We start from the raw sequence: 14685 nt of genomic DNA, 5'->3' as shown, positions 1-14685 counted from the left end.
TCTACCTCAACGATATTAAAGTTTTGTTTGTTGAAACTAAATGAAAAATCTCCTATCATGTTACGGTAGGAGATTTTTTTTGCAGTAAAATATCCTTTCATATAAGTATTCCGTTTTTAAGGAGTTGGGCTTAATGCATATAGAAGATATTATCATTATTGGCGGTGGTCCCTGTGGATTAGCAGCAGCGATTGCCTTACAAGAAATTGGGAAGAATCCTTTAATAATCGAAAAGGGTAATGTTGTAAACTCCATCTATCATTATCCCACCCATCAAACCTTTTTTAGTACAAGTGAAAAATTAGAAATTGGCGGTTTTCCCTTTGTTACAGATAGTTATAAGCCCAAACGGAACCAGGCGCTTGTGTATTATCGGGAAGTTGCTAAGCGTAAACAGCTGCGGATTAATGCCTTTGAAACAGTTTCATCAGTATCTAAACCTAAAGAGGAACAATTATTCCAGGTCAAGACGGATAAAGATACATATGAGACTCGTTATGTTGTGATCGCAACAGGTTATTATGACCATCCTAACTATATGAATGTGCCAGGTGAAAACTTACCAAAGGTTTTCCATTATTTTAAGGAGGCACATCCCTATTTTGATAAAGATGTTTGTGTCATTGGAGGTAAAAATTCAAGTGTCGATGCCGCACTTGAGCTAGTGAAGGCAGGAGCTCGAGTAACGGTCTTATACCGTGGCAAGGAATATTCACCGAGTATAAAACCATGGATTCTGCCTGAGTTTGAATCATTAGTAAGAAATGAGATCATCACGATGGAATTTCAAGCAGATGTAAAAGAAATTAGAGCTAATCAAGTAATATATGTTAAGGATGGGGAACTAAGGACCATACAAAATGACTTTGTCTTTGCGATGACTGGATACCATCCTGATCATGAATTCCTAGTGGAGATGGGTATTAAAATTGATAAAGAAACAGGAAGACCTTTTTATAACCCAAATTCAATGGAAACCAATATCAGCGGGATCTTTATTGCTGGTGTGATTGCAGCAGGAAATAATGCAAATGAGATTTTTATAGAAAATGGCCGTTTTCATGGCGGACAAATCGCACAAGCTATACTAGATATTGATGGTAAAGGGTGATGAATGATGAAAAAGGTTGTTCTATTAACAACCGGGGGGACGATTGCCAGCAAACCAAATAAAACCTCTGGAAAATTAGCTTCGGGAGCTATAACTGGTGAAGAACTGGCTGCAATGTGTAATCTGCCAAATGAAATAGAAGTAATTGTTGAATCTGTTTTTCAAAAAGCGAGTATACATATTACATTTGACGATTTAGTCGTTCTAAGGAATAAAATAGAGGATTACTTTAAGGATGAGACCGTTTCAGGTATTGTTGTCACCCATGGGACAGATACAATGGAGGAAACATCTTACTTTCTTGATCTAACCATTAACGACCACCGTCCTGTTGTTGTCACAGGCTCGCAGCGTTCACCGGAAGAGTTAGGCAGTGATGTGTTCATTAATTTGCGCCATGCTATCTATTCTGCTTGTTCACCGGATTTACATAATGTTGGCACAGTGGTTGTTTTTAATGAACGAATTTTTGCTGCCAGATACGTCAAAAAAGAACATGCCTCTAACATCCAAGGATTTAATGTATTTGGGTTCGGCTACCTTGGAATCATTGATAATGACAATGTCCATGTATTCCAGAAACCGATAAGAAGAGAGCATTATCAAATAAAATCCCCAATTCCTGATGTAGAAATTATTAAGTGCTATATCGGAGCAGATGGGAAATTTATTAAAGCTGCCCGAGAAGCAGGTGTTGCTGGAATCATTCTTGAAGGAGTGGGGCGAGGCCAAGTAGCTCCGAAAATGATGGAAGAAATCGAAAGGTCCATAAAGGCAGGGATAAAATTAGTCATTACAACCAGTGCTGAAGAAGGAGCTGTCTATACAACTTATGATTATGAAGGTAGTGCATATGACCTTTATAAAAAGGGAGTTATTCTTGGAAGTGATAATGATTCTAAGAAGGCAAGGATGAAATTAGCTGTTTCGCTAGCCAGCGGCCTAGAAAACATCAACTTTTAAAATGTGGTCTAACTCGGCAGCTGGAATGAATCTTTCGTTTTCTTTGCGGGCTATACATGGTACCATTAAGAAAAAGGATTGGAAAAGAGGTCCAGAATGCTTGGAATATTATCGGCCGCAATTGCTCCAGGTTTGGCCTTACTTAGTTACTTTTATTTAAAAGATGAATATGAACCAGAGCCTGTTTCCTTGGTTTTTCGGACATTTTTGTATGGAGTTCTGCTCGTTTTTCCAATTATGTTTATCCAACATGTTTTGGAAACGGAGCAGTTATTAAAAACCGATTTATTTGATGCCTTTTTTGGATCAGGCATTTTGGAAGAGTTCTTTAAATGGTTTATCCTATTTTATCTTATATATCAGCATGTTGAATTCGATGAACCGTTTGATGGTATTGTATATGGCGTATCCGTTTCCCTTGGTTTTGCAACTGTTGAAAATATCTTTTATTTAGTGGCTAATGGAATTGAGCATGCGATGACTCGTGCTTTACTACCGGTTTCAAGTCATGCTTTATTTGGCGTTATTATGGGCTTTTATCTTGGAAAAGCAAAATTTACTAAGGGTAATAAAGCAAAATGGATATTATTATCGCTGCTTTTGCCAATTCTTTTGCATGGATCCTATGACTTTATTTTAATTTCACTTGAAAACTGGTTGTATATTATTTTGCCATTTATGGTTTTCCTTTGGTGGTTTGGGTTGCGTAAAGTAAAAAAAGCAAAAATTTTAAGTGCCAATCATTTTAAAAAACAATATCCAGAACAAAAGGCACAAGCACCTGTTTAACCAACTTCAAATCATTTTAAAACCCTTCACATATTGTTGGAGGGTTTTTTTCTGCATGAAATGGAATAAAAACACCAATAAAACAAAAAATAGGTTTAATGTAAAAAAGATTCATAATGGGGGTTATTAATCCATGATAAAGAAAAGCATCCTAATCAGATTGTTCATCTTACTCTTTACATGCACGATACCAGTCTCTTTTTTGGAGGGGCAAAAGGTACATGCCTTTTCAAATCAAGTAATTCAAAGAGGAGCGGTAGGAGAGGATGTAATTGAGCTTCAATCAAGGCTCAAGTATATAGGCTTTTACCATGGAAAAACAGATGGGGTATTTGGATGGGGGACGTATTGGGCATTACGAAATTTCCAATATGAATTTGGTCTTCCAATTGATGGAATTGCAGGAGCTACAACCAAAGTAAAATTAACAAAAGCCACCAAATATAACAAACAAACCGCACAAAAATCTGCTCCACCTAAGGCTGCTGCAAAAAAACCGACAGCATTAAATACACCAAAAGGTTACTCACAAAATGATATTCGCTTAATGGCCAATGCTGTTCACGGTGAATCAAGAGGAGAACCGTATATTGGTCAGGTAGCAGTAGCTTCTGTAATTTTGAACCGAGTAAATAGTGCATCATTTCCAAACACAGTTTCCGGAGTGATTTTTGAACCTGGTGCCTTTACAGCTGTTGCCGATGGGCAAATTTGGCTGACACCAAATGAATCTTCCAAAAAAGCGGTAATAGATGCCATTAATGGATGGGATCCTACGGGAGAAGCATTGTACTACTTTAATCCAGCCACTGCCACAAGTGGATGGATTTGGGGCAGACCGCAAATAAAACGAATTGGCAAGCATATTTTCTGTAAATAAAGGGGTGAGTTCAATTGATTAGAGGAATGTTGATAGGCGTTCTCGCTGTCGGTATTGCGGGAACGGCTTATTGGGGTTACCAAGAACATCAGGAAAAAAATGCAGTACTAATCAATGCAGAAAACAATTATCAACGGGCATTCCACAATCTTTCTTATCGGATGGATTTATTAAATGATAAAATTGGGACTACACTTGCGATGAATTCCAAAGAATCCTTATCTCCCTCCTTAATAGAAGTATGGAGACTTACTTCGCAGGCACATAGCGATGTCGGACAGCTGCCGTTAACATTATTGCCGTTCAATAAAACAGAGGAGTTTTTGGCTAATATTGGAAATTTTAGCTATCGGACGGCAGTTAGAGATTTATCGAAGGAACCATTAACAGATAAGGAATATAAAACGCTTCAAGTACTTTACAAGCAGTCTGGTGATATTCAAAACGAGCTGCGAAATGTACAGCATATGGTTTTGAAAAATAATCTTCGTTGGATGGATGTGGAACTCGCACTTGCCTCCGGAAAAGAGAACACCGACAATACGATCATTGATGGTTTTAAGACCGTTGAAAAAACAGTCTCAGGCTATGAAGAATCAGATATGGGCCCTACCTTTTCCAATCTGCAAAAGAAGGATGAAAACTTTAAGAAAATTAAAGGGAAAACCATTACTAGAAAAGACGCTATCCAAATTGCGAAAAGGTATATAAAAATTGATGGAAATGCCAATGTAAAAGTCACGGACAATGGAAAGGGCTCTGATTTTGGTTTTTACAGTATATCCATCGAAAATAAAAAAGCAGGTCAAGAGGCAAGTATGGATATTACTAAAAAGGCAGGGCATCCGATTTGGTTTATTAATAATCGGGATATAAAAAAACAATCTTTGAGTTTAAATGATGCCAACAATAAGGCTGCAGCATTTTTGAAGGAGAATGGATTTGGAAATTTGGAAACATTTGAGAGCACTCAGTATGATAATGTTGGAGTATTTGATTTTGTTACAAATATAAATGGTGTGAGAATCTATCCAGAAGCAGTGAAAGTCAAAGTAGCACTGGATAATGGCGATATAATTGGTGTCTCCGCTGAAGAATACCTAAAATCATTTCAAACTCGGACAATTGAAAAACCTGCTCTCACTCTTGAACAAGCTCGGGCTAAAGTAAATCCAAAATTAAAGGTAATGGAACAACGTCAAGCGTTGATTACTAATGATATAAATCAAGATGTGTTGTGCTATGAGTTCTTAGGGACATTGGGCGATGATACGTACCGAATCTTTATTAATGCTAAAACAGGATTAGAAGAGGAAGTAGAAAAACTGAAAAATGCAGAAGCAACGTACGAAGATGTTTTATAGGGAAAACACGCCTATTTCCCTTTTTTATCAGTCCGTATTGTCTGACCAAAGAATAAATTAGGTAGTCTGCTCCAATACTAAGAACATATCCATATTGGGGTGATTGGCATGAAAAAGGTAGAGAGATTTTTAATAAAATTGGTGATAGTTCAATTTCTCTTTCTCTTTCTATCACAATTCCTGCTCCACCAGATGAATATCTTTCCGCAAATAAAGAATTTAACAAAGTATGAAGGAGTTAATGAAAATACATTAACCGATATTCTGCAAACCTTTCAGGGGAAAGACTAGCAACCCAAGGTATTGCATGAACAAATGAAATAGGAAAGTATAAAGACTTCCTCTAATCGGAAGGTTTATACTTTCCTATTTTTTTATGGATTATGGCTGGCAATTATAATATTAAAAATAGGTTTAAATCTGGATTTTTCTTTTATTAAAAAGATAAAAAAAAGAGGCATATCCTTATCTTGTGGTAAAATAAATAAGGTAGATGAGACGATCATGAGTGCATTAGGAGGATTTATGAAAAATAAAATATCAATTGCAATTGACGGCCCAGCCGCAGCCGGTAAAAGTACAGTAGCAAAAATTGTGGCAGAAAATCTTTCTTATATTTATATTGATACAGGTGCGATGTACAGAGCATTAACATATAAAGCTATCATTAACCAACTCGATCTGGAAGATGAAGCAGCATTATTGGCCACGCTCTTATCGACAGATATTGAACTGAAACCATCCACTAAAGGGCAATTGGTCTTTCTTGACAACCTTGATGTAACGGATTTGATTCGTTCTGCTGACGTAACCAATTCTGTGTCCTATGTCGCAAGACAGCCAAAAGTTCGACAAGAAATGGTGAAGAGACAGCAGGCATTTGCCACTGCTGGAGGTGTGGTGATGGATGGACGTGACATTGGAACGCATGTATTACCAAACGCAGAAGTAAAAGTATTTTTGCTAGCAAGTGTGGAAGAGAGAGCTGAAAGGCGGCATGCTGAAAATTTAGAGAAAGGCTTCCCTTCTGATTTGGAAAAATTAAAAGAAGAAATTGCTATGCGGGATAAGATCGACTCAGAAAGAGAAGTAGCTCCTTTGAAGAAGGCAAGTGATGCAATCGAAATCGACACAACCTCTTTGACCATCCCTGATGTTGTCGGAAAAATAATGACACTGGTGAATGAAAGGATTGGTTGAGTGTGACATTTTATGATTTTGCCAGATCGGTGGTTTATACCATCTTCAAACCATGGTACCGAATACAAGCAATTGGGGTAGAAAATATCCCGAAAGAGGGCGGAGTGCTACTTTGCTCCAACCATATCTCTGTAATTGACCCAATCGTTGTCGGAATTATGTGTCCTCGTCCAGTGCATTATATGGCCAAAGATGAGCTTTTTCAGGTCCCGGTACTTGGAGGAATCGTTAGAAAATGTAATGCCTTCCCTGTAAAAAGAGGATTCAGTGACCGAGAGGCTCTACGGACTGGTTTAAAGCTTTTAAAAGACGGACACGTATTTGGACTCTTTCCGGAAGGAACCAGAAGCAAAACCGGGGAACTAGGTAAAGGACTTTCAGGGGCTGGCTTTTTTGCATTAAGAACGGAAGCATATGTTGTTCCATGTGCCGTTATTGGTCCGTATAAAAGTCTCAAAAAATTAAAAATGGTTTATGGTAAACCAATCGATATGACTGAAATGAGGCAAACAAAAGCTTCGGCAGAGCAGGTTACTGAATTAATTATGTCAGAAATCGATAAACTTATAAAAGAGCATAAATAGGTTCTGCTTGACAAAAAAGGCTATTTGTAAGAAGTTAATAAAAAGAGATTTTTTTTGAAAATTCTATGTGTTATGTTTTATTTTATATATGGTGTATGCAGTCTGCTTCTCACCAAATCATATATAGATTTTTTAGAGTAAATGGAATAAGGAGGAATACATATGTCGGAAGAACTAAATCAAGTAGAAGTTAAAAACTTTGAAATCGGGGATAAAGTAACTGGACAAGTTACTAAGGTAGAGGAAAAACAGGTGCTTGTGAATATTCCAGGCAGTAAGCTTGATGGTATTATCCCAATCAGTGAACTATCAAGTCTTCATATTGAAAAGGCATCTGATGCTGTTCAAGAAGGCGATGAACTCGAATTAGAAGTGACTAAGGTAGAAGAAGATGCTTTAGTACTATCAAAACGGAAAGTGGATGCTGAAAAAGCTTGGGAAAGCTTAGAGCAAAAATTTCAAGCTGGAGAGGTTTTCGAAACAGAGGTTAAGGACGTTGTAAAAGGCGGACTAGTTGTGGACCTTGGCGTTCGTGGATTTGTTCCTGCATCCCTTGTTGAAGCTCATTTTGTTGAGGATTTCAGCGACTACAAAGGACGTACGCTATCATTTAAAATCGTTGAACTAGATAAGGAAAAAAATCGTTTAATCCTCTCACATCGTGCAGTTGTAGAAGAAGAAAAAGGAAAGTTAAAGCAAAACCGTCTTAGTTCTTTAGAAGTGGGACAGGTTATTGATGGAACCGTACAAAGAATAACTGATTTTGGTGCATTTGTAGATATCGGCGGAATTGATGGGTTAGTTCATATTTCTCAGTTATCCCATGAACATGTTAATAAGCCTTCTGACGTTGTCCAAGAAGGACAGCAAGTGAAAGTGAAAGTATTAAGTGTTGATCCGGATAATGAGAGAATTTCATTATCCATAAAAGAAACACTTGCAGGACCTTGGAGTGATATCTCTGAAAAAGCTCCTAAAGGAAGTGTTTTAAATGGAACAGTGAAAAGATTAGTTTCTTATGGAGCTTTTGTGGAAGTATTCCCTGGTGTAGAAGGACTTGTTCATATTTCTCAAATTGCTCATAAACATATTGGAACTCCGCATGAAGTTTTAAAAGAGGGTCAAGAAGTACAAGTGAAGGTACTTGATGTAAACCAACAAGATCAGCGTTTATCATTAAGCATAAAGGAATTGCTTGAAAAAGAGGCTGAGGAAAATTTTGATTACGAGCTACCTGAAGAATCTAAAGGGTTCCAGCTTGGAGAAATGATCGGAGATAAACTAAAGAATCTAGGAAAATAATGGTGATGTAAGTGTCAAGATCTGAACGAAAATGGGATCATATTCGCTTTGCCTTGGGAAATAGGCAAAATCGTTCTACAGTTTTCGATGATATCCAATTTATTCACCAAAGCTTACCAAATATCCAAGTGTCTGATGTTCGATTAAATGACGTAATTGGCGAACTTTCTTTAAGTTCGCCAATTTTTATCAATGCAATGACGGGCGGCGGCGGAGAAAAAACATATGAAATTAACAAGCAGCTAGCAATCGCAGCGAAGCATACCGGCGTTGCAATGGCTGTTGGATCACAAATGTCTGCTATCAAAGATAAACGTGAAAGATATACATATGAAATTGTCCGTAAGGAGAATCCAAATGGGATTGTCATCGCCAATTTGGGTAGTGAAGCGACAATTGAAAATGCTAAATTGGCCATTGATATGATTGGAGCCAATGCCTTGCAAATTCATTTAAATGTCATTCAAGAACTAACGATGCCCGAGGGGGATCGGGATTTTACTGATTCTTTAAATAGAATTGAAAAGATTTCCAGAGGTGTGGATGTGCCGGTTATTGTTAAGGAAGTCGGCTTTGGTATGTCTAGGGAAACGGTTGAATCCTTATTTTCTGCAGGTGCTGCCTTTGTCGATGTGGGAGGTTCTGGGGGAACCAATTTTGCCGAAATAGAAAATAAGCGCAGGGAACAGTCGCTGCCGTTTTTTAATAATTGGGGGATCCCTACACCGATTTCAATCATTGAGGCAGCAAGCGTTTCTAATGGTATTCCCATTATTGGGTCCGGTGGTTTTTCCTCAAGCTCAGATATTGCAAAGGGTTTAGCGATTGGCGCCAGCGCTATTGGTTTAGCCGGTTTCTTCTTGCAAATACTTGTAGAGGAAGGATTGGATGTTTTAGTCGAAGAAATTAAAAACCTTCATATGGAATTAACGATGATTATGACTGCATTAGGTGCAAAGTCTATAGCGGACTTAAAGAAAGCACCCATCATTATTTCAGGTAAAACCTATCACTGGTTAACTCAAAGAGGTATCGATACCAAACAATATAGCAATCGTAAAATGAAATAAAGCTCTCGCACCTGCGAGAGCTTTTACCATTTATTCGTCATATTTCCCATCATTAAGATCTCTAGCTTCCTCTGGACTTGATAACTTTGTTGAGCCAGGATAATGCAAAGCTTGATCACGGTCTTTCCCAGCACGCCCGCTTGCGGCCAGCTTTTTTTCTTGGCGGTCTTTTCCCATTTATGTTCCACACCTCCTCTTAATAAGATGATTCACGATTCAAATATTATTCAAGGAAGTATGAAAGTACATAAAGATTACCAATAATGAAAATAATAGGAGGTGTATGTATGGGTGGTTTAATGTTTTATTGGATTTCCTGGTCATTTTGGGTTTATCTCACATTTTTGGCCGATAAGAAAAATTTATATCGGCGAAAACTATCTGCAATTATTTTAATCGTGCTCCTATTATCCAATATTCAGTTTAATCTTGGCGAATTTGACATTCATGCCAGTGGATTGTTTTTATTAATGATTTGCTATATATTTATTAGCCAGGAAAAAAGAGGAGCAATATTTTATTTATTTATCTGTTCCTTGATTGTGTCGATTGGGTATGTCGCTTTTCATTTGTTTGAGATTTTTGACCCGGTCTGGATTATTTTTAAAAAGGAATGGATGTTGGGAATTTGTTTCGGATACCTCGCCATCCTGCTTCAGAAAACCTTAAAAGGAAGATTACTGATTACAATTTGCGGAACAATGCAAGGAGAGTTTTTGTATGCCTATACCTTAAGTGAATTTCCCTTTCCATATGAGATAAGCGGGTCTGAATATCTAGATGCCTGTGCATTAATATCTGCTTTACTAGTAGGCTGGAGTGCAATCGAAAATGCAAGTACATTTATCCAAACACACTATCACTTTTTTGAAAAAGGAAAACAAAAATCTTCATAAAATGGGTTGAGTGGAGAATCCTTTCCATTGCGGGAAAGGATTAACATTGTTAAAATAATTGAAGTTAGGCCCTTCTTGTTAACAGAAGGGTTTCTTTACTTACGTGAGAACTTTCAATTTGAATAATGCTAACTAATAACACAATTGTGAAATATATCAGAAAGGATGGCGATTTTAATGGTGAAACCTGTTATTGCCATTGTAGGAAGACCCAACGTTGGAAAATCGACTATTTTTAATAGGATTGTCGGTGAGCGTGTTTCCATCGTCGAAGACATACCTGGAGTAACTAGAGATCGGATTTATAGTTCAGGTGAGTGGTTAACACATGATTTTAATGTAATTGACACCGGTGGAATTGATATTGGTGACGAGCCATTTTTAGAGCAGATCCGTCAACAGGCAGAAGTGGCCATTGATGAAGCTGACGTGATTATCTTTTTAACCAATGGTCGTGAAGGGGTAACAGCGGCGGACGAAGAAGTAGCAAAAATTCTCTATAAATCCAAAAAGCCAATCGTATTAGGGGTTAATAAGATCGATAACCCTGATATGCGTGAGTTTATTTATGATTTTTATTCATTGGGGTTTGGAGAACCGATCCCGGTCTCAGGGTCACATGGACTAGGTCTAGGTGATTTATTAGACGAGGCAGCCAAACACTTCCCTAAATCTAAGCCAATAGAATATGATGAAGATGTGGTTAAGTTCTCTTTAATTGGGCGCCCAAATGTTGGAAAGTCTTCCTTAGTGAATGCCATTTTAGGAGAAGACCGTGTCATCGTCAGCGATATTGCCGGTACAACACGTGATGCTGTCGATTCACCGTATACTTATAATGGGCAAAGATATGTCATTATTGATACAGCAGGGATCAGAAAAAAAGGAAAAGTGTATGAGACTACAGAAAAGTATAGTGTACTCCGTGCATTAAGGGCTATCGAACGTTCTGATGTGGTATTAGTGGTCATTAACGCAGAAGAAGGAATTATTGAGCAAGATAAGAAAATAGCAGGCTATGCTCATGAAGCAGGACGAGCTGTTGTGATTGTAGTTAATAAATGGGACGCAGTTGAAAAAGATGAGAAAACAATGAAGGAATTGGAACAAAAAATAAGAGAACACTTCTTATTTCTTAGCTATGCTCCGATTGTTTTCTTATCAGCAAAAACTAAAAAGCGAATTCATACTCTTATGCCTGTGATCAATACTGCCAGTGAAAACCATTCAATGCGTGTTGAAACAAGTGTGTTAAATGATGTGATTATGGACGCGGTTGCGATGAATCCGACACCGAGCGATAAAGGAAAACGGTTAAAGATTTATTATGCAACCCAAGTAGCTGTCAAACCTCCAACCTTTGTTGTGTTTGTGAATGAACCTGAATTAATGCATTTTTCCTATGAGCGCTTTCTTGAAAACAGGATAAGGGATGCTTTTGGATTCGAGGGGACCCCAATCAAGATTTATGCTCGAGAAAGAAAATAATAAAAGGCGGGTGAAGGGTTATGCAGGAGGATAACAAAACAGCAGTAACTGTTATTGGTGCAGGAAGCTGGGGAACAGCCCTTGCAATGGTACTTGCAGACAATAGCCAAGAAGTACGTTTATGGAGTCATAATGAGAATCAGGTAAAGGAAATAAATCAATTTCATACTAATCAAAAATATTTACCTGAAATCAAACTTCCTGACTTAATTGTCAGTTATGCCTCGCTAAAAGATGCCTTAATGGAAGTTGAAAACATTATTTTGGCGGTTCCGACAAAAGCGATCCGCGAAGTGCTAGGTAAGATTCGGGCAGTCCAGAAGGCACCGCTAACCATTACACATGTTAGTAAGGGAATTGAGCCTAATTCCCTGTTGCGGATAAGCGAAATCATAAAAGAAGAAATGCCTAAAGAGCTTCTAAAGGATGTCGTTGTTCTTTCAGGCCCAAGTCATGCTGAAGAAGTCAGTCTTAGACATCCAACAACCGTTACCGTCTCATCGGAAAATATGGAAGCAGCTGAACGAATTCAGGATTTATTTATCAATCAAAATTTCCGTGTATATACAAATTCAGATGTGATTGGTGTGGAAATTGGCGGTGCATTGAAGAACATTATCGCCTTGGCTGCAGGAATCACAGATGGACTTGGTTATGGTGATAATGCAAAGGCAGCCTTAATGACTAGAGGACTAGCTGAAATAGCCCGTCTCGGCACAAAGATGGGTGCCAATCCATTAACGTTCTCCGGCTTAGCAGGAATTGGCGACCTAATTGTAACATGTACAAGTGTTCATTCAAGGAACTGGAAAGCGGGTAATCTGCTTGGTAAGGGAAAAACCTTGGATGAGGTTCTCGATAATATGGGAATGGTTGTCGAGGGTGTAAGAACTACCAAAGCGGCCTATCAGCTCGCACAAACGTATGATGTTCAAATGCCGATTACATCTGCCCTTTACAATGTCTTATTTAACGGCAAAAATCCAAAAGATGCCGTCGATGTTTTAATGTCACGCGGCAGAACTCATGAAATGGAAGATTTAGTAAATGTTCTTGAAGAAAAATCCCTTTGAAGAGTAAAAAAGTGCATTTTTATTAAGAAAATAGGCGTTCTCCTGATGCGTTTTTTCTCTAGGTTGCATACAATGCAACGAAGCAACCTGGTAGTAGACGTTGGTGAATGGGTTATTTAGTCCAGAAAATGGCTGAAGTAAAGAACTCGCCCCTCTTTACTTCAGTTTTTTTGTGTTCTAGGATATTATAGATTTAGTAATTATAAATACTTTTTACAGGTAAATACACGTCCAGCTCCAGCGCCCAACGGCTAGTGTCCTTCGCTCTTTTCCCTGCGATAAGTCAACATCGAATCGCTTGCGCTCTTCGTGTTGTCTAGCTCGGCGCCTAGGGGCTCGGGTTCATAAGCCAAACCGTCAAGAAGGCTAAAGATCAGCCTTCTCGCGGGCTCGTCTTATGCCTGTCGCTCCTGGTCAAGGCGCCTCCGCCCTTCTCAGTTTTCTTTTATCTCAGTCAAAGCGCTCCAGGCCATACGCCGCTAAACGGGCGCTTGCGCTTTTGTTATCGTTAAGGAAATAATAAAATTTTCGCTTGTGGATAACTATTAAAAAACGGACTATCGACGTCCAGCTCCAGCGCCTAGCCCCTCGGTGGTCTACAGCCGCTCAGGGAATGAAGGCAAAGAATGCCTTCATTCCCTGAGCGTCTTATGCTTGTCGGGGGGCTGTTCAAGGCGCTTGCGCTTTTGTTCTTTTTAAAAAAATTTTTTTATAATAATAGCTATGTTATAATTAATCTTCGAAAAAGGGGGAATAAAATTGTCGCCAGCCATGATAAAAATGTGGATATCCATTGCGGGTATGGCTCTTATGTTTCTTGCCATTATAACGATTTATTTGAGCCGATATAAGTTAAAAGGAATCTTTCGAATGATAACAGCTATTATTGCTTATTTATTTATGATTGTAGCAGGATTGACCTTACTGATTGTTTTCTTCACTTGAATTTTCAACTATACATAAATCTAAAGGTGATTTTATGAAAAGAAAAATGTTGTTTAGCTTTCTACTGATTACAGCAGTACTTTTATCTGGCTGCATGTATCCGCAAGAAGAATTAACGCAAAATCAGGTACCATATAAAGACCAAATCAAAGCCGTACAGACGGCAGTTGATGACTTTCAAAAGGATAATGGCGGGATACTGCCCATTAAAACTAAGGATGCGAAAACACCGATTTATCAAAAGTACCCAATTGATTTTAATAAGATTGCTCCAAAGTATATAGCTGAACCACCGGGAAATGCTTATGAGAGCGGTGGTATATTTCAATATGTGCTTATAGATGTGGAGACCAATCCTACCGTTAAATTGTTGGACTTAAGATTGGCGGAAACCATTCGTGATATAAAACTAAGGATCAAAACAAATGGTTATCCACCATATAAAGAACAAATTGCCAAAAATGTATTTTCACTCGAATATTCTAAACTTGGATTTAAGAAGGCTCCGTACGCTGTTAGCCCATTTACTAATCAAAACCTTTCATTTGTCATAGATGGTAATGCCGAGGTTTACGTTGATTATCGGCCCGATCTCTATCAGGCCCTAAAAAAGACGGGGAAGGAGCCGAAACCTGGCGAAGATATACGCTCTATATTAGTTGATAATTCCATGTTTGTTCCTGCCTATTCCCTGCCCTATACAATTGATCCTAAGTCAAAAGAACCTGTGTTTTTAGAAAAATAAGAATGTTGATTGCTCCTATTCTCTACTGATAGAAGATGGTCTGCTTTAATTTTTGTCATAACCCTTTTCCTATGAAATATATTGTAGGAGAAGGGTTTTTTATGCTTAATCATATAATGGCGATATGGACCAAATGTTCTCTCCATATCCGTTAACCATAGTTAGAAACCCTCCATACAACTAAATGCTCAGAGAAAGTCAGATATCAGCACATCTTTGTGAAATTTTAACAAGGGGGTAAAAATTTTAGAAAAGTGTCATAACAAGATAGGACA

Annotated in this window: 16 protein-coding genes; 15 read left to right on the top strand and 1 reads right to left on the bottom strand. The window is 38.1% G+C overall.

Annotated features, from left to right (window positions below; genetic code table 11):
* Positions 1 to 133: 133 nt before the first annotated feature.
* From M3226_RS01755 to fni, 10 genes are all read left to right on the top strand, one after another.
* A complete protein-coding gene (locus M3226_RS01755) occupies positions 134 to 1111 on the top strand; it encodes a YpdA family putative bacillithiol disulfide reductase (RefSeq protein ID WP_251561996.1) in 978 nt (325 codons plus the stop codon).
* Between the two features lie 6 nt (positions 1112 to 1117).
* Positions 1118 to 2074, top strand: a complete 957-nt coding sequence (locus M3226_RS01750; RefSeq protein WP_251562346.1) for an asparaginase — start codon at positions 1118 to 1120, stop codon at positions 2072 to 2074.
* A gap of 96 nt (positions 2075 to 2170) precedes the next feature.
* Positions 2171 to 2863 (top strand): glutamic-type intramembrane protease PrsW, encoded by a 693-nt coding sequence (gene prsW, locus M3226_RS01745; RefSeq protein ID WP_251561995.1) that lies wholly within the window; start codon positions 2171 to 2173, stop codon positions 2861 to 2863.
* A 133-nt stretch (positions 2864 to 2996) separates the two neighbouring features.
* Positions 2997 to 3743, top strand: coding sequence for a spore cortex-lytic enzyme (sleB, locus tag M3226_RS01740; protein ID WP_251561993.1), 747 nt, complete (start codon positions 2997 to 2999; stop codon positions 3741 to 3743).
* Between the two features lie 14 nt (positions 3744 to 3757).
* Positions 3758 to 5107, top strand: a complete 1350-nt coding sequence (gene ypeB, locus M3226_RS01735; RefSeq protein ID WP_251561990.1) for a germination protein YpeB — start codon at positions 3758 to 3760, stop codon at positions 5105 to 5107.
* 108 nt (positions 5108 to 5215) lie between these two features.
* Entirely contained in the window at positions 5216 to 5398 is a 183-nt protein-coding gene (locus M3226_RS01730; RefSeq protein WP_251561989.1) for a DUF5359 family protein, read from the top strand.
* Between the two features lie 234 nt (positions 5399 to 5632).
* Positions 5633 to 6307 carry a (d)CMP kinase gene (gene cmk / locus M3226_RS01725; RefSeq protein WP_251561986.1) on the top strand — a complete coding sequence of 225 codons (675 nt, stop codon included), beginning with the start codon at positions 5633 to 5635 and terminating at the stop codon, positions 6305 to 6307.
* 2 nt (positions 6308 to 6309) lie between these two features.
* A complete protein-coding gene (locus M3226_RS01720; RefSeq protein WP_251561984.1) occupies positions 6310 to 6891 on the top strand; it encodes a lysophospholipid acyltransferase family protein in 582 nt (193 codons plus the stop codon).
* Positions 6892 to 7053: 162 nt separating this feature from the next.
* Positions 7054 to 8193, top strand: a complete 1140-nt coding sequence (rpsA, locus tag M3226_RS01715; RefSeq protein ID WP_251561982.1) for a 30S ribosomal protein S1 — start codon at positions 7054 to 7056, stop codon at positions 8191 to 8193.
* Between the two features lie 11 nt (positions 8194 to 8204).
* Entirely contained in the window at positions 8205 to 9263 is a 1059-nt protein-coding gene (gene fni, locus M3226_RS01710) for a type 2 isopentenyl-diphosphate Delta-isomerase (protein ID WP_251561980.1), read from the top strand.
* A gap of 30 nt (positions 9264 to 9293) precedes the next feature.
* Here fni and M3226_RS01705 read toward each other — a convergent pair whose 3' ends face one another.
* A complete protein-coding gene (locus tag M3226_RS01705; RefSeq protein WP_215043164.1) occupies positions 9294 to 9440 on the bottom strand; it encodes a YpzI family protein in 147 nt (48 codons plus the stop codon).
* 110 nt (positions 9441 to 9550) lie between these two features.
* Here M3226_RS01705 and M3226_RS01700 point away from each other — a divergent pair, with 110 nt between their 5' ends.
* From M3226_RS01700 to M3226_RS01680, 5 genes are all read left to right on the top strand, one after another.
* Positions 9551 to 10159 (top strand): YphA family membrane protein, encoded by a 609-nt coding sequence (locus tag M3226_RS01700; protein ID WP_251561978.1) that lies wholly within the window; start codon positions 9551 to 9553, stop codon positions 10157 to 10159.
* Positions 10160 to 10336: 177 nt separating this feature from the next.
* Positions 10337 to 11647, top strand: coding sequence for a ribosome biogenesis GTPase Der (gene der, locus M3226_RS01695; RefSeq protein WP_251561977.1), 1311 nt, complete (start codon positions 10337 to 10339; stop codon positions 11645 to 11647).
* Positions 11648 to 11667: 20 nt separating this feature from the next.
* Positions 11668 to 12720 (top strand): NAD(P)H-dependent glycerol-3-phosphate dehydrogenase, encoded by a 1053-nt coding sequence (locus M3226_RS01690; RefSeq protein WP_251561975.1) that lies wholly within the window; start codon positions 11668 to 11670, stop codon positions 12718 to 12720.
* Positions 12721 to 13479: 759 nt separating this feature from the next.
* Positions 13480 to 13665: a DUF2768 domain-containing protein gene (locus M3226_RS01685; protein WP_098532975.1), complete on the top strand. Its 186-nt coding sequence runs from the start codon at positions 13480 to 13482 to the stop codon at positions 13663 to 13665.
* Between the two features lie 34 nt (positions 13666 to 13699).
* Entirely contained in the window at positions 13700 to 14410 is a 711-nt protein-coding gene (locus M3226_RS01680) for a hypothetical protein (RefSeq protein WP_251561973.1), read from the top strand.
* Positions 14411 to 14685 lie beyond the last annotated feature (275 nt).

It is taken from the genome of Neobacillus cucumis, assembly GCF_023715505.1.
Note: the sequence above shows the minus strand (reverse complement) of the source record. Positions and strands in the feature narration are given on the sequence as shown.

Bases quoted from the DNA above. Each gene is read 5' to 3' on its own strand.
- M3226_RS01700 (WP_251561978.1), top strand. From the start codon at position 9,551: ATGGGTGGTTTAATGTTTTATTGGATTTCCTGGTCATTTTGGGTTTAT.
- rpsA (WP_251561982.1), top strand. From the start codon at position 7,054: ATGTCGGAAGAACTAAATCAAGTAGAAGTTAAAAACTTTGAAATCGGG.
- sleB (WP_251561993.1), top strand. From the start codon at position 2,997: ATGATAAAGAAAAGCATCCTAATCAGATTGTTCATCTTACTCTTTACA.
- M3226_RS01730 (WP_251561989.1), top strand. From the start codon at position 5,216: ATGAAAAAGGTAGAGAGATTTTTAATAAAATTGGTGATAGTTCAATTT.
- cmk (WP_251561986.1), top strand. From the start codon at position 5,633: ATGAAAAATAAAATATCAATTGCAATTGACGGCCCAGCCGCAGCCGGT.
- M3226_RS01705 (WP_215043164.1), bottom strand. From the start codon at position 9,440: ATGGGAAAAGACCGCCAAGAAAAAAAGCTGGCCGCAAGCGGGCGTGCT.
- M3226_RS01750 (WP_251562346.1), top strand. From the start codon at position 1,118: ATGAAAAAGGTTGTTCTATTAACAACCGGGGGGACGATTGCCAGCAAA.
- der (WP_251561977.1), top strand. From the start codon at position 10,337: ATGGTGAAACCTGTTATTGCCATTGTAGGAAGACCCAACGTTGGAAAA.
- M3226_RS01680 (WP_251561973.1), top strand. From the start codon at position 13,700: ATGAAAAGAAAAATGTTGTTTAGCTTTCTACTGATTACAGCAGTACTT.
- M3226_RS01755 (WP_251561996.1), top strand. From the start codon at position 134: ATGCATATAGAAGATATTATCATTATTGGCGGTGGTCCCTGTGGATTA.
- M3226_RS01690 (WP_251561975.1), top strand. From the start codon at position 11,668: ATGCAGGAGGATAACAAAACAGCAGTAACTGTTATTGGTGCAGGAAGC.
- prsW (WP_251561995.1), top strand. From the start codon at position 2,171: ATGCTTGGAATATTATCGGCCGCAATTGCTCCAGGTTTGGCCTTACTT.